We start from the raw sequence: 21,340 nt of genomic DNA on the forward strand, positions 1-21,340 counted from the left end.
CGAAAAGCAAGGCGCAGATGGTATGATGCAGCCTTTATCGACTTCCCCTTACCGTAAGCGAACGTGCGTCTATCCTCCATCAAATTGTCGGGATTTAAGTCTTTCGTTGATCCCACCAATTTCCAGGTGCCGGGGCAGCTGGTCGGCGTGGTCGGCCCGAACGGATGCGGCAAATCGAACATCATCGATGCCGTACGCTGGGTGCTGGGCGAATCGAAAGCGTCGGAGCTGCGCGGCGAGTCGATGCAGGACGTGATCTTCAACGGCTCCACCAACCGCAAGCCGGCCGGCCGCGCGTCCGTCGAACTCGTGTTCGACAACAGCGCCGGCAAGGCGGCCGGCCAGTGGAGCCAGTACGCCGAGATCGCCGTCAAGCGCACCTTGACCCGCGACGGCACGTCGACGTATTACATCAACGGCCAGCCCGTGCGCCGGCGCGACATCCAGGACATCTTCCTCGGCACGGGCCTGGGGCCGCGCGCCTACGCCATCATCGGCCAGGGGATGATCTCGCGCATCATCGAATCGCGTCCGGAAGAGCTGCGCGTGTTCCTCGAGGAAGCCGCGGGCGTGTCGAAATACAAGGAGCGCCGGCGCGAGACCGAGAACCGCCTGTCCGACACGCGCGAGAACCTGCTGCGCGTCGAAGACATCCTGCGCGAGCTGAACGCCAACCTGGACAAGCTGGAAGCGCAGGCGGCCGTCGCCAACCGCTTCCACCAGCTGCAGGCCGACCAGGAAGAAAAGCAGAAACTGCTGTGGCTCCTGCGCCGCAACGAGGCGAAGGCCGAGCAGACGCGCTGGTTCCTCGAAATGGAGCAGGCACAGACCGGGCTGGAAGAGCAGAACGCGAAGATGCGCAGCCTGGAGCTGGACCTCGAGCGCATGCGCCAGGCGCACTTCGACACGGGCGACCGCCTGCACGTGGCGCAGGGCGCGCTGTACCAGACCAATTCCGAGATCGGCAGCCTGGAAGCGCAGATCAAGTTCGTCGTCGAGTCGCGCACGCGCCTGCAGAACCAGATCGGCACCTTGACCGCCCAGCGCGAGCAGTGGCTGAACCAGGCCAACGAAACGCAGGAACAGATCGAGGAGGCCGAATTCCGCCTCGAGGAACTGGCCGCGCGCGTGGAAGGCGCGCAGATCGCGTCGGAGACGCAGAACGAACGCCTGCCCGACCTGGAAGCCGCGTGGCGCGAGGCGCAGAACAAGTCGACCGAGTCGCGCGCCCGCATCATGCAGATCCAGCAGCGCATCGAGCTGTCGTCCGCGCACCAGCGCAACGCGTCGAACATCCTCGCGAACCTCGCCACCCGGCGCGAGCGCCTGCAGCAGGAGCGCGGCGGCCTGAATCTGCCGGACGCCGGCCACCTGGACAACCTGCGCCTGCAGCTCGAAGAAAAGCAGCTGGCGCTGGAAGAGCAGAACCTGATGCTGGAAGAGGCGGCGAGCCGCCAGGAAGCCGTCGAGCAGGAGCGGCGCGACGCGCATGCGCAGGTCCAGCAGGAGTCGGCATCGAACGCGAAGCTGGAAGCACGGCTGTCCGCGCTGCGCCAGCTGCAGGAACGCGTGCAGACGCAGGGCAAGGTCCAGCCGTGGCTGCAGAAGCACGAACTGGATACGCTGCCGCGCCTGTGGCAGAAGCTCGACGTCGAGACGGGCTGGGAGACCGCGCTGGAATCCGTGCTGCGCGAGCGCACGGGCGCGCTGGAAGTGTCGAACCTCGACTGGGCGCGCGGCTTCTTCGGCGATGCGCCGCCGGCCCGCCTCGCGCTGTATTCGCCGGCCGCGGGTGCGGGCGTGGCGGTCGACCATCATGGCCTGAAGCCGTTCGCGAGCCTGCTGAAGCTGAACGACCCGGGCCTGCGCGGCCTGCTGGACGACTGGCTGTTCGGCGTCTACGCGGCCGACGATCCCGGCACGGCGCTCGCCCAGCGCGGCAAGCTGCCGGCGGGCGGGTGCTTCGTCACGCCGCAAGGCCATATGGTCGCAGGCAGCAGCGTGCGCTTCTACGCGGCCGACGCCGAGCAGGACGGCGTGCTCGCGCGCCAGCACGAGATCGACAACATCGCCAAGCAGCTGCGCGCGCAGGTGCTGCTGCTGGACGAGGCCCGCACCCGCGCCACCCGCGCCGACTCCACCGTGAGCGACCTGCAGCGCCGCCTGCAGGACGGGCGCCAGAAGGTCGCGACGTTGCAGCGCGAAGTGCATGCGCTGCAGATCGATGTCGTGAAACAGGCCGAGGTCGAGGCGCGCTTCAACCAGCGCAGCGGCCAGATCGCGGCGGACCTCGACGAGATCGCCGCGCAGGAAGCGGAGCAGCGCCAGGCCAAGGCCGAGGCGGAAGCGCAGTTCGAAGAGCTGGACATGGAACTGGCCGAGCTGCAGGGCGCCCACGAGGATGGGCAGGTCGAGTTCCAGGAACAGGAGCGCGTGCTGGCCGAGGCGCGCCAGCGCCTGCGCGACCTGGAGCGCGCGGCGCAGGAAGCCGTGTTCGCGGAAAAGACGCAGCGCACGCGCATCGACGAACTGCGTCGCACGATCGCCACCGCGCAGCAGCAGGCCGCGCAGGTCCTGGAAAGCATCGCCGCCGGCAAGCTGGAACTGGAAGCGCTGGAATCCGGCGCCGCCGCCGAGGGCCTGCAGGACCTGCTGGCGCGCCGCACCGAACAAGAGAAGGCGCTGGCCGATGCGCGCCACGAACTGGACCAGCTGACGCAGCAGCTGCGCGCGGCGGAAGAAGCCCGCATGCAGGCGGAGCGCGGCCTGCAGCCGCAGCGCGAGCGCATCACCGAGATGCAGCTCAAGGAGCAGGCCGCGCGCCTGAACCAGGAACAGTTCGCGGAAGCGCTGGCCGCCACGGGCGCCGACGAAGCGGTCCTGGCGGACAAGCTCGATCCCGAGATGAAGCCGTCGTACCTGCAGGGCGAGGTGACGCGCCTGACGAACGCCATCGCGGCGCTGGGCGCCGTCAACCTGGCCGCGGTCGAGGAACTGGCGCAGGCGACGGAGCGAAAACGCTTCCTCGACGCCCAGAACAACGACCTGCAGGAGGCGATCGCCACGCTGGAAGGCGCGATCGGCCGCATCGACCGCGAATCGCGCGACCTGTTGCAGGACACGTTCGACCGCGTCAACGCGAACTTCTCGGAACTGTTCCCGATCCTGTTCGGCGGCGGCACGGCGAAGCTCGTGATGACGGGCGAGGAGATCCTCGACGCCGGCGTGCAGGTGATGGCCCAGCCGCCCGGCAAGAAGAACGCGACGATCCACCTGCTGTCCGGCGGCGAGAAGGCGCTGACGGCGACCGCGCTCGTGTTTTCGATGTTCCGCCTGAACCCGGCGCCGTTCTGCCTCCTCGACGAGGTCGACGCGCCGCTGGACGACGCCAATACCGAGCGCTTCTGCCGCATGGTCAAGCGCATGTCGGACCATACCCAATTCCTCTTCATCTCGCACAACAAGATCGCGATGGAGATGGCCAACCAACTGATCGGTGTGACGATGCAGGAGCAGGGCGTGTCGCGCATCGTGGCGGTGGACATGGAGTCCGCCGCGAATTTCGCTACTGAGGCACAAGCAGCATGACAGACTTTCAAATGAGCCTGATCGCGGCCGGCGGCGTCTTCGTCGTCGGCGTCATTAGTTACAACAAGTGGCAGGAGTACAAGGCCCGCAAGAGCGTCGAACGCGCGTTCGCGCACGACCACGACGACGTGCTGATGCAAGGCGGCGCGGCGCCCGAACGCGATTTCGCGACGGACGCCCTGCGCCAGGAGCCCGTGCTGGACGGCGCGCCTGAACCGAGCCACGACGTGCTGACCGAACCGGCGATTTTCGCGGAGCCGCTGCAGCATGCGGCGCCGGGCCCCGCACCGGCCGCCGCGCCGGTGCCCGCGGCTGCCGCCGCGCTCGACCCCGTCGCCGAGCTGCCGGCCGTGAAGCCGGACACGCCGCCCGCGCAACTGGCCGAGAACCTCGTCGATCCGCTGATCGATTGCCTCATCCCGCTGAATTCGGAAGGCCCGCTGCGCGGCGACCGTATCCTGCCGGCGCTGCTGAAACTGCGCCGCGTGGGCAACAAGCCGGTGCACTTCGTCGGCCTGGCCGTGAACGGCGACTGGGAACCGATCGTGCACGGCGGCGTGTACACGAAGCTGCAGGCCGGCGTCCAGCTGGCCACGCGCACGACGGCCCTGAACGAACTGGAATATTCGGAAATGGTCACGCGCCTGCGCGCCGTCGCCGACGAGATTGGCGCCGAGCCGGAAGTGCCGGACATGATCGAAGTGATGAGCGAGGCGAGGACGCTGCACCGCTTCGTCGCCGGCCACGACGCCCAGCTGGGCGTGAACCTCGCGTCGAAAGGCGCGCCGTGGGCGATGGCGACCCTCATCGGCGCGCTGGAAAACGCGGGCTTCGACGTGCGCCCGGACGGCAAGTTCGTCATGGCGGACAAGGAGGAGGGCGGCGGCACCTTGTTCACGCTGTCGACCAACGTCACCCTCGGCGCCGACACGACCGCGCGCCTCACCCTGCTGCTGGACGTGCCCTGCGTGGCCCCGGCCCGCGACGGCTTCGGCAAGATGGTCGCCTGTGCGAAGGACCTCGTGCAGCGCCTAGACGCCGCCGTCGTCGACGACTTCGACCAGCCGCTGACGGACGAGGCGCTGGAAGAGATCGCGGGCCAGGTGCGCGAGTTCTACCAGGAGATGGACGCGGCCGACATCGCGGCCGGTTCGACGCGCGCGCTGCGCCTGTTCAGCTGAGGTGACGATGACCGACCTGGAACGGATGGCGTGGCTGGTCACGGAACTGAACCACCACATCTACAACTACCACGTGCTGGACGCGCCGACGATTCCGGATGCCGAGTACGACCGCCTGTTCCGCGAGCTGCAGGACCTGGAAGCGCGGCATCCGCAGGCCGTATCCGTGGACTCGCCGACGTCGCGCGTGGGCGCCGCGCCGATCCCGGAATTCAAGCAGGTCACGCACGCCGTGCCGATGCTCTCGCTGAACAACGGCTTTTCCGATGAAGACATCGACAACTTCGACCGCCGCGTGCGCGATGGCCTCGGGCACGCGCACGTCGCCTATGCGGCCGAGCTGAAATTCGACGGCCTGGCGATGAGCCTGCGCTACGAGAACGGCGTGTTCGTGCAGGCCGCCACGCGCGGCGACGGCTACACCGGCGAGGACGTCACGGCGAACATCCGCACCGTGCGCGTGATCCCGCTGCGGCTGCGTGGCGACGAGGTGCCGGACGTGCTGGAAGTGCGCGGCGAGGTCCTGATGTTCAAGGAAGACTTCGAACGCCTGAACCAGCGCCAGCGCGACGCCGGCCAGAAGGAATTCGCGAACCCGCGCAACGCGGCCGCGGGCAGCCTGCGCCAGCTCGACGCGCGCATCACGGCGCAGCGCCGGCTGCGCTTCTTCGCCTACGGCATCGGCCTGCTGGAAGGCGCGGCGCTGCCCGCGTCGCATTCGGCGGCGCTGGACTGGCTGGACAAGCTCGGCCTGCCCGTGTCGAAGGAACGGGCCGTGGTGACCGGATGCGACGGCATGCTGGGCTATTTCCGCGACATCGGCGCGCGCCGCAAATCGCTGCCGTACGAGATCGACGGCGTCGTCTACAAGGTCGACCGCCTCGCCGACCAGCGCGAACTGGGTTTCGTGTCGCGCGCCCCGCGCTTCGCGCTCGCGCATAAATTCCCGGCCGAGGAAGCGCTGACGACGGTGTCCGCCATCGACGTGCAGGTCGGCCGCACGGGGGCGATCACGCCGGTGGCGCGGCTCGTGCCCGTGTCCGTCGGCGGCGTCACCGTCACGAACGCGACCCTGCACAACGAGGACGAAGTGCGCCGCAAGGACGTGCGCGTGGGCGACACGGTGGTCGTGCGCCGCGCGGGCGACGTGATCCCGGAGGTGCTGTCCGTCGTGCTGGAACGCCGTCCGGCACCGGAACCTGCCGTCTACGTGCTGCCGAAGACGTGCCCCGTGTGCGGCTCGCACGTCGTGCGCGAAGAGGGCGAGGCCATCGCGCGCTGCTCCGGCGGCCTGACGTGCGCCGCGCAGCGCAAGGAGGCGATCCGCCACTTCGCGGGCCGGCGCATGATGGACATCGAAGGCCTGGGCGACCGCTACATCGACAGCCTCGTCGAATGCGACCTGATTCACGGCGTGGCCGACCTGTACCGCCTCACGCTGGACGACCTTCTCAAGATGAAACGCCTGGCCGATGAACGCGACGGCACGACGCCGGAGACGGTCAAGCAGGGCAAGGTCGCGACCAAGTGGGCCGACAACCTGCTCGAGGCCATCGCCGCGAGCAAGAACCCGCCGCTGGAACGCCTGCTGTTCGCGCTGGGCATCCGCCATGTGGGCGAGTCGACGGCGAAGACGCTGGCCGACTGGCTCGGCAGCCTGGCGCTGGTGCGCCGCGCGCCGGCCGCGCTGCTGCGCGTGCTGCCCGACATCGGCGGCACGGTCGCGGAAGCGATCGCCGATTTCTTCGCGGAGCCCAGGAACCAGCAGGCGTTGAACGACCTGCTGGCTGCCGGCGTGGCGCCGCAGGGCGAACATGCGCCGCGCGCGCAGCTGCGCGAAAAACTCGACGACGTGGGCCTGTTGACGGCACTCGCGATCCCGAAACTGACGGAGCCGCGCGCGCGCCAGCTGCTGGCCGACGGCCGCACGCTGGACGACCTCGCGCACCTGAAGATCTTCAGCGTGTTCGGCCTGCCGGAGACGGTCGTCACGGCGCTCGAACAATGGATGGCCGTGCCGGACAACCGCGACCTGCTGGCCGCGATAGCCAGCCTGCGCACCGAGCTGCTTGCGCAGCTGCCGCAGGACGCGCTTGACGCCGCCGGTCCGCTGGCGGGAAAGACGTTCGTGCTGACGGGAACGTTGCCGACGATGTCGCGCGACGCGGCGGGCGCCCTGATCGAACAGGCGGGCGGCAAGGTGTCCGGCTCCGTGTCGAAGAAGACGTCGTACGTCGTCGCGGGCGCGGAGGCGGGCAGCAAGCTGGAAAAGGCCGAGGCGCTGGGAGTGACCGTGCTGGACGAAGCCGGATTGCTCGCGCTGCTGGGCGGCGCACAGAATTCAACCCAATCAATTTGACGGAGCACGAATGACCGCAATCAAGAAAGCCGTATTCCCGGTCGCAGGCCTCGGCAGCCGCTTCCTGCCGGCCACCAAGGCGCAGCCGAAGGAAATGCTGCCCATCGTCGACAAGCCGCTGATCCAGTACGCGGTCGAGGAGGCGGTCGCCGCCGGTATCACGGAACTGGTGTTCATCACGGGCCGGAACAAGCGCGCCATCGAAGACCATTTCGACAAGGCCTACGAACTGGAATCGGAGCTGGAAGCGGCCGGGAAGACCGAGTTGCTGAAGCTGGTGCAGCAGGTGATCCCGAAGAACGTCAACTGCATCTACATCCGCCAGCCGGCCGCGCTGGGCCTGGGCCACGCCGTGCTGTGCGCGCGTCCCGTGATCGGCAACGAGCCGTTCGCCGTGCTGCTGGCCGACGACTTCATGGACACGGCCGAGGGCCACAAGCCGGTGCTGGCGCAGATGACGGACCTGTACGGCTACGAAAAGTGCAGCGTGCTCGCCGTGCAGGACGTCCCGCGCGCGAACACGCGCCAGTACGGCGTCGTCAGCGCGCGCGCCTACCGGCCGGACCTGGAGCTCGTCTCCGGCATCGTCGAGAAGCCGAAGCCCGAGGACGCGCCGTCGACCCTGGCCGTCGTGGGCCGCTACGTGCTGTCGGGCGCGATCTTCGACCACCTGGAAAACCTGGGCACGGGCGCCGGCGGCGAGATCCAGCTGACCGACGGCATCGCGTCCCTGATGACGCGCGAACGCGTACTCGCGTACCGCTATGCCGGCACCCGCTACGACTGCGGCTCCAAGCTCGGCTACCTGAAGGCCACGGCTGCCATCGGCATGAAGCACCCGGAGACGGCCGAAGGCTATCGCGAATTCCTGACGCAGTTGTGCGCGGGCCTGCCGACATGACGATCCGCGACATCCTCAAGATGGGCGACCCGCGCCTGCTGCGCGTGGCCGAACCCGTGCGCGACTTCGACACGCCCGAGCTGCACGCGCTCGTTGCCGACATGTTCGAGACGATGCACGCCGTGAACGGCGCGGGCCTCGCCGCGCCGCAGATCGGCGTCAACCTGCAGCTCGTGATCTTCGGCTTCGGCAAGAACCAGCGCTATCCGGACGCGCCGGCCGTGCCGGAGACGGTGCTGATCAACCCTGTGCTGAAGCCCTTGTCGGACGAGATGGAAGAGGGCTTCGAAGGCTGCCTGTCGGTGCCGGGCCTGCGCGGCAGCGTGCCGCGCTACACGCGCCTGCACTACGAGGGCGTCGACCAGTACGGCCGGCCGATCAGCCGCGACGTCGACGGTTTCCATGCGCGCGTCGTGCAGCACGAGGTCGATCACCTGCTCGGCATCCTGTACCCCATGCGCATCCGCGACTTCACCCGCTTCGGCTTCACCGACGTGATGTTTCCCGATCTCGACCCGAAGGCCGACGATTGAAGCCGCGTCACCTTGTCGCCGCGCTGACGCTGGCTTGCGCCGGGGCGGGCGTGCATGCCGACGACCTGTTCGCGAAGGTCGCCGCCGACCCGCGGAGCGAACTGTGGATCGACAGCGGCTTCGCCACGTATCACTTCGACCGGGACAAGAACCTCAACGGCGGCAACCGCGGCATCGGCGTCGAATACCGGTTCTCCGGCACGATGGCGGCGGCCGCCGGGCGCTTCGTCAACAGCGACCGCTTTTACTCGAACTACGCGGGCGTGTTGTGGCAGCCGTACGCGCTGGGGCCCGTCCGCCTGGGCGCGGCCATCGCGGCGTTCGACGGCTATCCGAAGATGCGCGACCGCGGCTGGTTTCCGGCCGTGGTGCCCACGTTCACGTACGAGTACCGGCGCGTGGGCGTCAACGTGGGCGTGGTCCCCAGCTACAAGGACCGCCTGTACGGCGGCATCTCCGTGCAGCTGAAGGTCAAATTGTATTGACCGTCACGCGTCGAATGGCGGGCTCCCGGGGCCCGCCAGCATGTCCGCGAACCGATCACTGATGCGCCGGATACGGCGACTTGCCGCCTTCCGCAATGAATGTGTCGATCCGCGCCTGCAACACCGGCAACGGCACGGACCCCAGCTGCAGCACCGTGTCGTGGAAGGCGCGGATGTCGAATTTCTCGCCCAGCGCCGCCTCGGCTTTCCTGCGCGCTTCCATGATCGCCATCTCCCCCAGGTAGTACGACAGCGCCTGTCCCGGCCAGGAGATGTAGCGGTCCACCTCCGTCTCGATCTCGTGGTCGGACAGCGCCGTGTTGTCGTGCATATAGGCCTGCGCCTGCGCGCGCGTCCAGCCCATCGCGTGGATGCCCGTGTCGACGACGAGGCGGGCGGCGCGCCAGGCCTGGTAGCTCAGCATGCCGAACGTTTCGTACGGCGTTTCATACATCCCCATCTCGCTGCCCAGGCGTTCGCAGTACAGGGCCCAGCCTTCGCCGTACGCCGAGATGTACGCGCGGCGGAACGGTGGCACGCCGTGCTGTTCCAGCGCCACCGGCATCTGGAACGCGTGGCCCGGCGCCGATTCGTGCAGCGTCAGCGCGGGAAGGCTGTACAGCGCGCGCGCCGGCAGGTCGTACGTGTTGACGAGGTAGATGCCCGGCCCGCCGCGCGCCGACGTGTAATAGGGCGCCTGGTCCGGCGGCACGGGCACGATGGAAAAGCGCCGGCGCGGCAGGTAGCCGAAGTACTGGTCGGCCTTGCCGTCGAACTTCTTGGCGATCCAGGCGGCGCGCATCAGCAATTCCTGCGGCGTCTTCGCGTAGAACTGCGGATCGCTGCGCAGGAAAGCGAGGAAGGCGGGCAGGTCGCCCTTGAAGCCGGCTTGCGCCATCGTCTGCTGCATCTCGGCGCGGATCTTCGCCACTTCGCTCAGGCCGATGGCGTGGATCTGCTGCGCGTTCAGCGACGTCGTCGTGTACTCGACGATCTTCGACTGGTAATACGCTTTCCCGTCCGGCAGGCTCTCGGCCGCGAGGGTCGTGCGCGCCTTGGGGACGTATTCGTCGCGGAAGAATGCGAGGGCCCGCGCATAGGCCGGTTTGACGGCGCTCTCGATCAGCGCGACGCCCTGCGCGCGCAGGCGCGCCTGTTCGTCCGCGGGGATCGTCGCGGGCATCGCCTTGAATGGCGTGTACCACACCGTGTCCTCCGGGGTCTTCGCGTTCACGATGTTCAGCAGCGGCGCATCGCGGCCGGCCAGGGTGACCTGCGGCGGCGTGAAGCCGCGCGCGAGGCCGGCCCGCATATTGTCCAGTTCCTCGCCGAAGTAGCGGGGCAGGTCGCCCAACTGGCCCAGATAGGCGCGGTATTCCTCCGCCGTCTTGAGCGGGCGGCGCGCGATATAGGTGATGTCGGACCAGAACGCGCTGTCCGCGTTCACGGGCTGCTCGAATTCGCGGAAGCGCTGGGCCGCCACGAACGCGGCGATCTGCGCGCGGTACACGGCGTAATTGATGCGTTCAGGCCGCGACAGGTCGGCCGCGCGGATGCCGTCCAGCCGGTGCAGCACATCTTGCCACTGCGCCAGCCGCGCGGCCTGCGTGCGCGCGTCGACCCTGGGCAGTCCGGCACCGGCGTCGCGCGGCTCGTCCTCGTCCCACGCGAGCCGCTGCTTGACGCGCCATTGCCACTCGGCCTGGTAGATGGCCTGGAACTGCTTGTCGGCCCGGGCCGCCGCTTTCGCGGAAGCGGGCGCCGGAGATGCGAGTGCCGGCGGCGCGATCGGGGTCGAGAGGGCGAGCAAAAGGGCGGCGGCAAGCAAGGTCTGCTTCATGGAGGTCCTGTGGTCGAGGTGGTGTGCGAGGCACGGTATTGCCTCATCGCACGATATTACCCGGGCGCCTCGGCCGCCGCCAGTCTTGCGCATCGCTTGGGGCACTGCGGACGCCACGGCACCGCGGACAACGTGCTCGTGCCGGACATCCGGCTCGCCATGGCGCCCGCCGCGATGGCGTCGTGGGACCGGATCTCGTCCAGCCTGCGCGCGCGGCCGGGGGCACGGCCGCGCCGGCGTCAGCGTTTGACCTTGCCGTACGCCTCGCCTGCCTTCCATGCCGGCATCGCCGGCGCATTGGCCACCGCATAGCCGAGGTTCAGCGTGAATTGCGCCTGCTGCACCATGCCCGACAAGTCCCACGCCGGGTCGTACTGGTCGCTGACCTGGTGGTAGTCCTTCGTGAAGGCGCGCATCTGCGCGCTTTTCGCGGCCTGGTCGTGCTCGAACTCGAAACGGCCGTCGCCCGAAAACACGGCCGAACCGACGTTGAAGGCGGGCACGCCGGCCCTGGCGAAGCTGAAGTGGTCGGCGCGGAAATAGGCGCCGCCGAGGTCCGGCACGGGCGCGGCCAGGTGCAGGCCCATCGCCCTGGCCACCCGTTCCGATGTCGCATACAGCGAGCTGCGCTCGGCGCCGGCCACGCCCATGTCGCGCGTGCGGCCGACGAAGTTCATGCTGTCCAGGTTCAGGTCGGCGGCCGTCCGGGCCAGGGCCCACACCGGATTGCGGACGTAGGCGAGGCTGCCCAGCAGGCCTTGCTCTTCCGCGCACGGCCACAGGAAGATCTGCGTGCGCTTCGCCGGATGCTTCACCGCGGCCTGCGCCATCGCGAGCAGGGCGGCCGTGCCGGAGCCGTTGTCGATGGCGCCGTTCCAGATGTGATCCGGCTTGCCGTTGTCCGGGTCGATGCCCAGGTGGTCCCAGTGCGCGGAATAGATGACGGCCTGGTCGCGCAGCGTCGGATCGCGGCCGGGCACGATGCCGGCCACGTTGTACTCGACGATCGACCGCACGGCGCTTTGCACGTCGGCGTCGATGCGGGCGTCGAGCGCCACCGGCCGGAAGCCGCGCACCTCGGCGCGGGCGCGCAGCGTGTCGAGGTCCTGGCCGGACTGCGCGAACAGCGTGCGCGCCATGTCTTCGCTGATCCAGCCCTGCAGCGCGTTGCCGGGGCCCGCCAGGTGGAATTGCTCGTGCGAGAAGCTGTTCACCGGCACGCTCCACGGGTAGGACGCGGAGGCCGTCGTGTGGATCAGCAGGATGCCCGCCGCGCCCCGGCGCACGGCTTCCTCGAATTTATACGTCCAGCGCCCGTACCACGTGAGCGACTTGGCGCCGAAGCGGTCCGGTTCCGCGGCCGTGGGCTGCGGATCGTTGACCATCGCCACCAGCACCTTGCCCTTCACGTCGGCGCCGTCGAAATCGTTCCAGCGCTCGCCGGGGGCGTCGATGCCGTAGCCGACGAAGACGAGGGGCGCCGTCACGTGCGTGGCCGTGGTCCCGGCGGCGTTGGCGTACACGACGTCCTTGCCGAAGGTCGCGGGCAGGACCTTGCCGCCGGCCTCGAAGCGCAGCGTGCTGGCGGGCAGGGTCTTCTGGCCGACCAGTTCGACCTTCTGGCGGTAGCCGCCGTCGGCCAGCGGGGTCAAGCCCAGCACGGCGGCCTGGGTCTCGAGGTAGCGCACGGTGAGCGCGCCGCCGCGCTGGCCCGTGCCGCGGCCTTCGAGCAGGTCGTCGGCGAGGAAGGACAGGTGGGCGCGCAGCGGGGCCTCGGCCACGGCCGGCGCGGACTGGGCCAGGGCACCCGCGCTCGCGGCGCCCAGCAGGAGCGCGGCGGCAAGGGGGGCGGCGCAGGTACGGAAGAGGGAAGCGGGCATCGTGGACGGCTCCTGAGTGGTACGAGGCTGCGATGGTAGCACCGGCCACGGCGCGGCGGAAAGCGGGCGTAATGACGGGCGGCGCCGCCAATGGTGACATCATTTTAAAAAATGTAACGTTGCGTCTCACGTTATATAATCCGGGCACGCGCGTGGCAGCCGAGGCCACGCCGCATGGCATGACAACCCCGACACCACTCCTGCATGGATAAAGACGAAAACAGAGCGCACCCGGTTGCCGCCGACACGACGTCCGGCAGGAAGACGGACATCGCCGGTCCCGGCCATGCCCAGGCGCTCATCCGACCCTGGTCGAGGCTGGGCCGGCAGCTGGTGCCGCTGATCGGCGAAGGCGGGTTCGTCGCCTTGTTCACGCGTTCGACGCGGCTGCTGGCGCCGCCGCGGCCCTGGCTCAGCGTCGACCTCGCGCGCCGGACGAGCACCTTGCTGCTGACCGCCCTCGAGAACGACCTGGCGGGCGCCGACCCTGCCGAGGCGGCCGCGACACACGAGGAATTGATGGGCATTTTCGTGCGCCAGCTGGGAGCTCTCATCGGCCCGGCATTGACGACACGGCTGCTGACCGAAACCGGGGCGGGCGGCGCGCCGCAGAAGAATCAAGAGGAGCACAAGCAATGAGCGGAAAAGTAACCCTGGAGAAATTGTGCACAGGTGTGCCAGGGCTCGATGTTCTTCTCGGTGGCGGCCTGACCGAGTTTTCGTTCACCCTGATCGCCGGCGCACCCGGCAGCGGCAAGACGACGCTCGCGCACCAGATCATGTTTTCGCTCGCGACCCCGGAGCGGCGCGCCCTGTTCTTCACCGTGCTGGGCGAACCGCCGCTGAAGATGCTGCGCTACCAGCAGCAGTTCTCGTTCTTCGACATGGACAAGGTCGGCCCCGCCATCCGCTACGTCAACCTGGCGGACGACCTGCGCGCGGGCGACTTCAGCGGCGTGCTGGAACGCATCATGCGCGAAGTGGAGGATTTCGCGCCGAGCCTCGTGTTCGTCGATTCGTTCCGTTCCGTCGTGCAGACCGCCCGCAGCGGCAACGAAGGCCTGTGGGACCTGCAGCACTTCGTGCAGGAACTGGGTTCGCGCATGGCGACGTGGCAGGCGACGACGTTCCTGATCGGCGAATACACGCAGGCGGACGTCGAGGCCAACCCGATCATCACCGTCGCCGACGGCATGATCGCGCTGTCGCACAACCTGGACGAGGATTCGGTGGTGCGCAAGATCCGCATCATCAAGATGCGCGGCCAGGCCCACATGTCCGGCGCGCACACGCTGCGCATCACGGACGACGGCATCCGCGTATATCCGCGCCTGCTGACGCCCGCGGGCGACGCCTACCGGACCGTCGCCACCTCGGCGCGCCACGTCCCGACCGGCGTGGCGGGGCTGGACGACATGCTCCACGGCGGCCTGCCGCAGGGCCACACGATGCTCGTGTCGGGGCCCACCGGGATCGGCAAGACGATCCTCGGCACGCGCTTCCTGCAGGCCGGCGCGGCCCAGGGCGAGAAGGGCGTCGCCGTGTTCTTCGAAAAGCATACGGCGCGCCTGCACAACGCGGCCCTCATCAAGCTGGTGCAGGACGGCCAGGTGACGGTGCTGGAATCGCTGTCGCTGTCGCTCACCGTCGAAGAACTGCTCGACCAGTTGACGGAGGCGATCGAGCGCACGGGCGCGACGCGCGTCGTGATCGACTCGCTGTCCGAGATCGGCCTGTACCTCGCGCCGGAATTCCGCTACGACCTGCGCCTGGCCGTGTTCCGCACGCTGTCGCTGCTGTCGCGGCGCGGCGTGACCGCCCTCGTCACGGTCGGCTACGAAGACAACGCGCCGAACTGGCGCTTCTCCATCGACAACCTGTGCTTCCTGGCGGACGCCGTGCTGTCGATGCGCTTCGCCGAAGTGGAAGGGCATGTCTGCAAGTTCATGACCGTCATTAAGGTGCGCGGCACCGGCCACAGCAACGAGCTGCGCGAATACCGCATCACCGACGCGGGCATCGAGGTCTCGCCGCACGTGACGAACCTCGATGCCCTGATGACGGGCTACCCCACCCGGCGCGAGCCGCACAAGTAAAGGACGACGATGGGAACGTACCGACAAGAGCCGCCCGCCGCGGCACCACGTTCCCGGGAGGATGTCGTGCGCGACGGCCTGGACGACGCGCTGTCCGATCCGCACCTGCTGCGCCGCATCCGCGCGCTGGAGGCCGAGCTGGACGCCGCGCAGCTGCACGCGCGGCGCCAGGCCGAGGAGCGGCTGGCGCTGGAAGGCGCCCTGGCCCGGCTGCGCGAGGCCAACGAACATCTGGTCCTCGCCACCGTCAACGCCGAATACCAGCGCGAGGATGCCGAAGCCGTCAACCGGCGCCAGAACGAATTCCTCGCCATGCTGGCGCACGAACTGCGCAACCCGCTGTCGCCGCTGGCGATGGCGGCGTCGCTGCTGGAGCGCGACCCGGGCGCCGCGCCGCAGCAGCTCAAGCTGGCGCGCGTGATCGGACGCCAGGTCGACCACATGGCGCGCCTGCTCGACGACCTGCTCGACGCGGCCCGCATCAGCAGCGGCAAGATCACGCTGGACGTCGAATCGCTGGCCCTCGCCGACGTGCTGCGCCACGCCGTCGAGACGGTGCAGCCGCGCATCGCGGAGCGCGGCCAGGCGCTCGACGTCGACCTGCCGTCCGCGGACGTCGCGGTGGCGGGCGACAAGGTCCGCCTCGCCCAGGTGTTCACGAATTTGCTCGGCAACGCCTCCAAGTACACGGGCGACGGCGGGCGCCTGCGGCTCGCCGCGCAGGCCGGCGCCGACGAGGTCGTGGTGACGATCGCCGACAACGGCACCGGCATCGCGCCCGAGGTGCTGCCGTATATCTTCGACCTGTTCACGCAGGGCCCGCGCTCGCTGGCGCGCTCGGAGGGCGGGCTCGGCGTGGGCCTGAACGTCGTGCGCAACCTCGTCGGCATGCATCGCGGGGTCGTGGAGGCGCACAGCGACGGTCCCGGATGCGGCAGCCGCTTCACGGTGCGCCTGCCGCGCGCTGCCGGCCTGCCCGCGGCGCCGGTGCAATCCGAACCGGCCCAGGCCACGCGGCGCCGCCGCATCCTGCTCGTGGAAGACAATGCGGACGCCTGCGCCACCCTGGCCGACATCCTGGCCGTGGAAGGCCATGACGTGGTGTGCGCGGCGGACGGCCGCGCGGGCCTGGCGCACGCGCTCGGCGAGCGCTGGGACGTGATCGTGTGCGACATCGGCCTGCCCGGACTCGACGGCCTCGCGCTGATGCAGGCGCTGCGCGCGCAGCAGGACGGCGCGCGTCCGTACGCCATCGCGCTGACGGGCTACGGCCAGCCGGACGACGCGGCGCGCGGACTGGCGGCCGGCTTCGACCGCTATCTCGTCAAGCCGGTCGGCGCCGGCGCGCTGCTGGCCGTCGTCGCGGACGCGCCGGCGCCCGACGCGACCTTCAGCGCCTGAGCAGGCGCGCCAGGCGGTCGACCGCCTGTTCGATCCGTTCGTACTTCGTCGCGTAGGAAAAGCGCACGTGCCGCTTCGGCGCGGCGAAGCCGAAGTCGTCGCCCGGCACGATCGCCACCAGCGCATCGCGCAGCACGGCCATGCCGAACGCGCTGCTGTCGTGCGCGTCGCGGTGGCCGACCTGCGCGATGTCGGCGTACACGTAGAACGCGCCGTCCGGCAGCACGGGCACCTGGAAACCGAGGTCGCGCAGCGCGGGCACGAGGAAATCGCGGCGGCGCCGGAATTCCTGACGGCGCTCCTCGAACACGCCGATGGCGTCGGCGTGGAACGCGGCCAGCGCCGCATGCTGGGCGATCGCGGGCGCGCAGATGAACAGGTTCTGCGCCAGCTTTTCGATGGCCGGCACGAGCGTCTCCGGGAGCACGAGCCAGCCCAGGCGCCAGCCGGTCATGCTGAAGTACTTCGAGAAGCTGTTGACGGTGATGACGTCGTCGCCGAAGGACAGGGCGCTGGTCGCGCGGTCGCCCGGCCGCTCGCCGTAGTAGAGGCCCTGGTAGATCTCGTCGACGATGGCAAAGCCGCCGCGCGCGCGCACGGCCGCGACGAGGTCGCGCGTCTGGTCCGGCGTCATCGAGGTGCCGGTCGGGTTCGACGGCGACGCGACGATCACGCCGCGCGTGCGTTCGGTCCAGCGCGCCGCCACCTGGGCGGCCGTCAGCTGGTAGCGTTCGGCCGGACCGGACGGCACGAGGACGGCCCGGCCGCCGAACGCGCTGACGAAATGGCGGTTGCACGGGTAGCTCGGGTCGGGCATCAAGACCTCGTCGCCGTCGGCCACGAGCGCCGCGCAGGCCAGCAGCAGGCCGGCCGACGCGCCGGCCGTCACGACGATGCGCCGCGGGGACACATCGAGGCCATGGGCGTCGGCATAGTGGGCGGAGATGGCGTCGCGCAGGGCCGGGAGACCGAGCGATTCGGTGTATTGCGTGGCGCCGCGCTGGATGGCGTCGATGGCGGCGCGCGCGACGATGTCGGGCGCCGTGAAGTCGGGTTCGCCGACGCTCATGCTGATGACGTCCTGGCCGGCGCGCGCCATCGCGGCTGCGGCCTTGACCATTTCCATCACGCGGAAGGGTTCGATGGCGTCGACGCGGCGCGCCACCTGGATTCGATTTTCTGGCATGCCGCTATCTTAGCCGATTCACGCCGCGGCCACCGCCGTCCCGGCCAGCAGCGCCGCGCAACTCTCGGCCGGCAGCGGGCGGCTGACGTAGTAACCCTGGATCTGGTCGCAACCGTATTGCTCCAGTGCGCGCAGCTGCGCCACGTTCTCGACGCCTTCGGCCACGACCTTCAGGCTCAGGCTGTGCGCCAGCCGGATCACCGCATTCGTGATCGCCGCATCGTCCGGATCGTCCGGCAGGTCGCGCACGAAGGTGCGGTCGATCTTGAGCGCATCCAGCGGGAAGCGCTTCAGGTAGGCCAGGCTCGAATAGCCGGTGCCGAAATCGTCCACCGACAGGCGGATGCCGAGCGTCTTGATGCGCGTGAGGATCTCGACGGCCGCTTCCGGGTTCGCCATCAGCATCGACTCGGTCAGCTCGAATTCCAGCAGCGCGGGGTCGACGCCGGCGCGGACGACGATGCGCTCGACGGCGCCGGCCAGGTCGGCCTGCTGCAGCTGGCGCGCGGACAGGTTGATCGCCACCGGCCGCACCGCCATGCCCTGCGCCTGCCACGCCTTGAGTTGGCGGCAGGCCTCGTCGATCACCCATTCGCCGACCGGCAGGATCAGGCCCGTGTCTTCGAGGATGGCGATGAATTCCAGCGGCGGCACGAGGCCGCGCTGCGGGTGGTTCCAGCGCAGCAGCGCCTCGAACCCGCTGATGGTGCCGGTCGCCAGGTCGAGCTTGGGCTGGTAGTGCAGCAGGAATTCGCCGCGCTCCAGCGCCTGGCGCAGCTGGGCTTCGGTCTGCAGGCGCTGGGTGGCGTTCTCGTGCATCTCGGCGACGTAGAACTGGTAGTTGTTGCGGCCGCCGTTCTTGGCGCCGTACATGGCCGTGTCGGCGTTCTTGAGCAGGCATTCGGCGTCGCGGCCGTTCTCGGGATACGTGGCGATGCCCACGCTGGCCGACACGAACAGCGGCTGCCCCTCGAGATAGAAGGGCTGCGCCAGCGCCTCGGTGACGCGGGCGGCGACGGCCGCGGCGTCGGCGTCGCCGGCCAGCGCGGGCAGCACGAGCGCGAACTCGTCGCCGCCCAGCCGCGCCACGACGTCGGCGTCGCGCGCGCAGCCCAGGAGGCGCTTCGCGGCCTGCACGAGCAACTGGTCGCCCACGCCGTGCCCGAGCATGTCGTTGACGTTCTTGAAGCGGTCCAGGTCGATGAACATGACGGCCGCGCGGCCGCCGTCGTGGCCGGCCCGGGCGATGGCTTCCTCGAGGCACTGGGCGAGGCGGCGCCGGTTCGGCAGGTTCGTCAGGGGATCGTACTGGGCCAGCCAGGTCAGGCGGTTGCGCGCCTCGTGGCGTTCCACGGCGGTCGCCAGGATATTCGCGACGCCGTGCAGGAAGTTGGCGTCGTCGGTGCCGAAGCGGCGCGTGCCGTCGGCATAGACGCCGAGCACGCCGAACATCCGTTCGCCGCACACGATCGCGGTGTCGATGCCGGCCGCGATGTTGTGCACGGCCGCCAGCGGCGCGAACCACTTGCGGCGCGCGGCGCGCTCGCCCGCGGCGAGCGGCTCGCCGGGCACGTCGCCCAGTTGCAGGCCGGCGGCCCGCGCCAGCCAGCCCGCGCCGGCGCGCAGCAGCATCCCGTTCGCCGTGATCTCGAACAGGCCGGCGCAGGGCGCGCACAGGCCGCGCGCGGCGGCGTCGGCCGCGTCCGCGAACAGTTCCTCGAGGCCGTTCGCGGCCAGCGCCTTGCGCCCGAGTTCGGCGATCAGGGTCTGGCGCTGCGCGTTCTCGACGATCGTGCGCTCGAATTCCTTGCGCTCCGTGATGTCGATGTCGATGCAGATGTAGCGCTCGACGCCGCCGGCCGCGTCGAACATCGGCACGATGGTGCGGTACCAGTGGCGCCGGCCATGGCGCCCGGCGATCACGACTTCGCCGTTCCAGACGCGGTCCGAGGGCTGCCACGGCAGGCGCGCGCCGGCGGGGCGGCCGACGTCGGCCAGGCGCTGGCCCACGACCTCGGGCCGGGTGAAGCCGCTGCTCGTCACGAACAGCTCGTTCACGCCGTTGATGACGCCGGCCGCGTCGGCCTCGCACACGATCGCGGCCTGGTCCATCGCGCTCTTGTGCTGCATGAGGGAGTTCATCAGCGAGTCGATGCGCTGGCCGAACTGGTCGCGCAGGCTGGCGGCGCCGCGGTTGACGGCGCGGATCGCTTCCTGGATCTCCGTCGGCGCGTCGGCCAGCAGCGCGGCTTCGGCGGTGACCCTGCCGGCCGCCACGTCGTTCTCGAACGAGCGCAGGCGGCCCAGGTTGTCGAGCCAGTTGCGCACGAGCGTCCGCATCAGCGCCAGGCTGGCCATGAACACGACGAGCGCCACGCCCGCCGTGTCCAGCACGAGGCTCCACAGCTGCGCCGCCAGCTTGTCCTCGTCGAACTGCAGGCGCACGACCCCGTAATCCTTGCCGCCCACGTTGGCGATCCGGTTGACGTCGTACAGCTTGTCGGCGATGAGGGCCGCCAGCCAGCGCGGGGCCAGGGCGCGCGTCACGCGCGGCGCGTCGACGCGGATCGTGCTGCCGGCGACGTCGATGAATTCGGCGCGCTTGAACGGCGACTGGAACAGCATCTTGCCGAGCGTGCGCTTGACCGTGTCGTAGTCGCCGATGACGACGCTGTCCTCGATCGTCTGCGTGGCCACCTCGACGAGGGTCAGCGCGGTGTCCTGCGTCTCTTCGACGTGCTGCAGGAACTGGTAGCGGTAGAACAGGCCCAGGCCCGTGCCCATCGACAGCAGCAACGTGAGGCTGAAGACGGTGAACACGCGGCCGACGAGGGAGCGCGGCAGCAGGGATGGACGGGGCAGGTTCATTGTACGTCGAGCGGCGCGCTCGCGTAGAACGCGCGGTAGCCGGCATAGTCGGCGTCGCCGGCGGCGACGAACGAGAGGGGTGTCTGCGCGTGCACGAGCCCGGTCGCGGCCGCGAGGATGCGGCGGCCTTCCGGATCCTTGTCCATGCCGAAAAAGGCCTGGGCGACGGCGCGTACCTGGTCGGCCGGCACCCGTGGCGAGGCCATCAGCGCCAGGTCGTCGAACGGCTCGGAACTCCACAGCACGCGGAACGATTTGTGCTCGCGGCCGTAGTAATTCTGCACGAGCTGGGAATTCGCGCCGGCGGCCCGCGCCTTGCCCGCGATCAGCTGGGCGAAGGCGGCGTCCATATTGCCGGCGAAGACGACGTCGACGCCGATGTGCCGGCGCAGCAGCTGGGCATACGTCACGCGGTACGCGAGCAGCGCTTCCGGACCCGGAAAGGCGACGGCGGTGCCGGCCAGCTCGTCCAGGCGCGTGATGGGCGAATCGGCGGGCACGACGATCTGCGCCCGCACGGACGGCGCGTTGCGGCGGCCGAACACGGTCCACCCCATCCGGACGCGTTCCGGGCTGAACAGGTGGTTCGTGAACGCGAAGTCGACCTCGCGCGCCAGCACATAACTCGTCGTGTCGGCCGACGTGCGCCCCAGCTTGAGGTTCAGGTGCACGCCGCTTTTCTGCGACACGTAGCGGACGATCGGATTCCAGAAACGGGCCGACACCTGCAGGTTGTACTGATTTACGGGCGAAAAGTTATAGGCCGGCGCTTGCGCGCGCGCGGCGCCGGCGGCGAGCAGGGCGGCCACGACGGCCAGAACGGGACGGATGGACAAAAGTCGGTGCATGGGTCGTTGACGGAGCGCCGGCGGGACGTCCGGCAGGACCTGTGGACTATAACATATTACTGGTTTGCAATAATGCGAAACTTTTTGCCAATGTTGTTGGTACATTGTTGGCGCGGCGCGCAAGGCGCGAAAATCCGGTAACGCGACGCGGGCGGGCATGCTGCCGTGCCCGCC

The 21,340-nt window shown here is 69.3% G+C and carries 14 protein-coding genes; 9 read left to right on the plus strand and 5 right to left on the minus strand.

The window, feature by feature from the left end:
* Positions 1 to 63 precede the first annotated feature (63 nt).
* From smc to U9J41_RS02755, 6 genes are read left to right on the plus strand one after another with little or no spacing between them, the layout of a single operon-like run.
* On the plus strand, positions 64 to 3,588 hold the full coding sequence (smc, locus tag U9J41_RS02730) for a chromosome segregation protein SMC (protein WP_322400045.1): 3,525 nt from the start codon (positions 64 to 66) through the stop codon (positions 3,586 to 3,588).
* The gene (locus tag U9J41_RS02735; protein WP_322400046.1) at positions 3,585 to 4,769 is read left to right on the plus strand and encodes a cell division protein ZipA C-terminal FtsZ-binding domain-containing protein; all 1,185 of its coding nucleotides are present in this window, start codon (positions 3,585 to 3,587) and stop codon (positions 4,767 to 4,769) included. The genes smc and U9J41_RS02735 overlap by 4 nt, the downstream gene beginning before the upstream one ends.
* Positions 4,770 to 4,776: 7 nt before the next feature.
* Positions 4,777 to 7,128, plus strand: coding sequence for an NAD-dependent DNA ligase LigA (gene ligA / locus U9J41_RS02740; RefSeq protein ID WP_322400047.1), 2,352 nt, complete (start codon positions 4,777 to 4,779; stop codon positions 7,126 to 7,128).
* A 10-nt stretch (positions 7,129 to 7,138) separates the two neighbouring features.
* On the plus strand, positions 7,139 to 8,029 hold the full coding sequence (gene galU / locus U9J41_RS02745) for a UTP--glucose-1-phosphate uridylyltransferase GalU (protein WP_322400048.1): 891 nt from the start codon (positions 7,139 to 7,141) through the stop codon (positions 8,027 to 8,029).
* Positions 8,026 to 8,562, plus strand: a complete 537-nt coding sequence (gene def / locus U9J41_RS02750) for a peptide deformylase (RefSeq protein ID WP_322400049.1) — start codon at positions 8,026 to 8,028, stop codon at positions 8,560 to 8,562. The genes galU and def overlap by 4 nt, the downstream gene beginning before the upstream one ends.
* Complete coding sequence (locus U9J41_RS02755; RefSeq protein WP_425259892.1) at positions 8,559 to 9,047, plus strand: hypothetical protein; 489 nt, start codon at positions 8,559 to 8,561, stop codon at positions 9,045 to 9,047. The genes def and U9J41_RS02755 overlap by 4 nt, the downstream gene beginning before the upstream one ends.
* A gap of 55 nt (positions 9,048 to 9,102) precedes the next feature.
* Here the strand turns inward: U9J41_RS02755 and U9J41_RS02760 are convergent, their stop codons facing one another.
* Both U9J41_RS02760 and U9J41_RS02765 read right to left on the minus strand, forming a co-directional pair.
* Positions 9,103 to 10,887, minus strand: a complete 1,785-nt coding sequence (locus U9J41_RS02760; protein WP_322400050.1) for a DUF885 domain-containing protein — start codon at positions 10,885 to 10,887, stop codon at positions 9,103 to 9,105.
* A gap of 239 nt (positions 10,888 to 11,126) precedes the next feature.
* Positions 11,127 to 12,767 (minus strand): M28 family peptidase, encoded by a 1,641-nt coding sequence (locus U9J41_RS02765; protein WP_322400051.1) that lies wholly within the window; start codon positions 12,765 to 12,767, stop codon positions 11,127 to 11,129.
* A 204-nt stretch (positions 12,768 to 12,971) separates the two neighbouring features.
* Here U9J41_RS02765 and U9J41_RS02770 point away from each other — a divergent pair, with 204 nt between their 5' ends.
* The 3 genes from U9J41_RS02770 to U9J41_RS02780 all read left to right on the plus strand — a co-directional run bounded on the left by U9J41_RS02770 (position 12,972) and on the right by U9J41_RS02780 (position 16,264).
* On the plus strand, positions 12,972 to 13,406 hold the full coding sequence (locus U9J41_RS02770) for a hypothetical protein (protein ID WP_322400052.1): 435 nt from the start codon (positions 12,972 to 12,974) through the stop codon (positions 13,404 to 13,406).
* A complete protein-coding gene (locus tag U9J41_RS02775; RefSeq protein ID WP_322400053.1) occupies positions 13,403 to 14,863 on the plus strand; it encodes an ATPase domain-containing protein in 1,461 nt (486 codons plus the stop codon). The genes U9J41_RS02770 and U9J41_RS02775 overlap by 4 nt, the downstream gene beginning before the upstream one ends.
* A 66-nt stretch (positions 14,864 to 14,929) precedes the next feature.
* A complete protein-coding gene (locus U9J41_RS02780) occupies positions 14,930 to 16,264 on the plus strand; it encodes a hybrid sensor histidine kinase/response regulator (RefSeq protein ID WP_322400054.1) in 1,335 nt (444 codons plus the stop codon).
* Here the strand turns inward: U9J41_RS02780 and U9J41_RS02785 are convergent.
* Genes U9J41_RS02785 through U9J41_RS02795 form a run of 3 tightly spaced genes read right to left on the minus strand, consistent with a single transcriptional unit; the run spans position 16,254 to position 21,166 of the window.
* Positions 16,254 to 17,450, minus strand: a complete 1,197-nt coding sequence (locus tag U9J41_RS02785; protein ID WP_322400055.1) for a pyridoxal phosphate-dependent aminotransferase — start codon at positions 17,448 to 17,450, stop codon at positions 16,254 to 16,256. The genes U9J41_RS02780 and U9J41_RS02785 overlap by 11 nt on opposite strands.
* A gap of 18 nt (positions 17,451 to 17,468) precedes the next feature.
* Entirely contained in the window at positions 17,469 to 20,318 is a 2,850-nt protein-coding gene (locus tag U9J41_RS02790) for an EAL domain-containing protein (protein WP_322400056.1), read from the minus strand.
* A complete protein-coding gene (locus tag U9J41_RS02795) occupies positions 20,315 to 21,166 on the minus strand; it encodes a phosphate/phosphite/phosphonate ABC transporter substrate-binding protein (protein ID WP_322400057.1) in 852 nt (283 codons plus the stop codon). The genes U9J41_RS02790 and U9J41_RS02795 overlap by 4 nt, the downstream gene beginning before the upstream one ends.
* Positions 21,167 to 21,340: the final 174 nt, after the last annotated feature.

Origin of the sequence: Massilia luteola (assembly GCF_034420155.1) — a bacterium.
Lineage (GTDB): Bacteria > Pseudomonadota > Gammaproteobacteria > Burkholderiales > Burkholderiaceae_D > Telluria > Telluria luteola.

What these genes read in the sequence shown, in the direction of transcription:
- U9J41_RS02735 (WP_322400046.1), top strand. Translation starts at nt 3,585, where the DNA reads ATGACAGACTTTCAAATGAGCCTGATCGCGGCCGGCGGCGTCTTCGTC.
- U9J41_RS02770 (WP_322400052.1), top strand. Translation starts at nt 12,972, where the DNA reads ATGGATAAAGACGAAAACAGAGCGCACCCGGTTGCCGCCGACACGACG.
- def (WP_322400049.1), top strand. Translation starts at nt 8,026, where the DNA reads ATGACGATCCGCGACATCCTCAAGATGGGCGACCCGCGCCTGCTGCGC.
- U9J41_RS02790 (WP_322400056.1), bottom strand. Translation starts at nt 20,318, where the DNA reads ATGAACCTGCCCCGTCCATCCCTGCTGCCGCGCTCCCTCGTCGGCCGC.
- U9J41_RS02795 (WP_322400057.1), bottom strand. Translation starts at nt 21,166, where the DNA reads ATGCACCGACTTTTGTCCATCCGTCCCGTTCTGGCCGTCGTGGCCGCC.
- U9J41_RS02765 (WP_322400051.1), bottom strand. Translation starts at nt 12,767, where the DNA reads ATGCCCGCTTCCCTCTTCCGTACCTGCGCCGCCCCCCTTGCCGCCGCG.
- U9J41_RS02760 (WP_322400050.1), bottom strand. Translation starts at nt 10,887, where the DNA reads ATGAAGCAGACCTTGCTTGCCGCCGCCCTTTTGCTCGCCCTCTCGACC.
- ligA (WP_322400047.1), top strand. Translation starts at nt 4,777, where the DNA reads ATGACCGACCTGGAACGGATGGCGTGGCTGGTCACGGAACTGAACCAC.
- galU (WP_322400048.1), top strand. Translation starts at nt 7,139, where the DNA reads ATGACCGCAATCAAGAAAGCCGTATTCCCGGTCGCAGGCCTCGGCAGC.
- U9J41_RS02785 (WP_322400055.1), bottom strand. Translation starts at nt 17,450, where the DNA reads ATGCCAGAAAATCGAATCCAGGTGGCGCGCCGCGTCGACGCCATCGAA.
- U9J41_RS02775 (WP_322400053.1), top strand. Translation starts at nt 13,403, where the DNA reads ATGAGCGGAAAAGTAACCCTGGAGAAATTGTGCACAGGTGTGCCAGGG.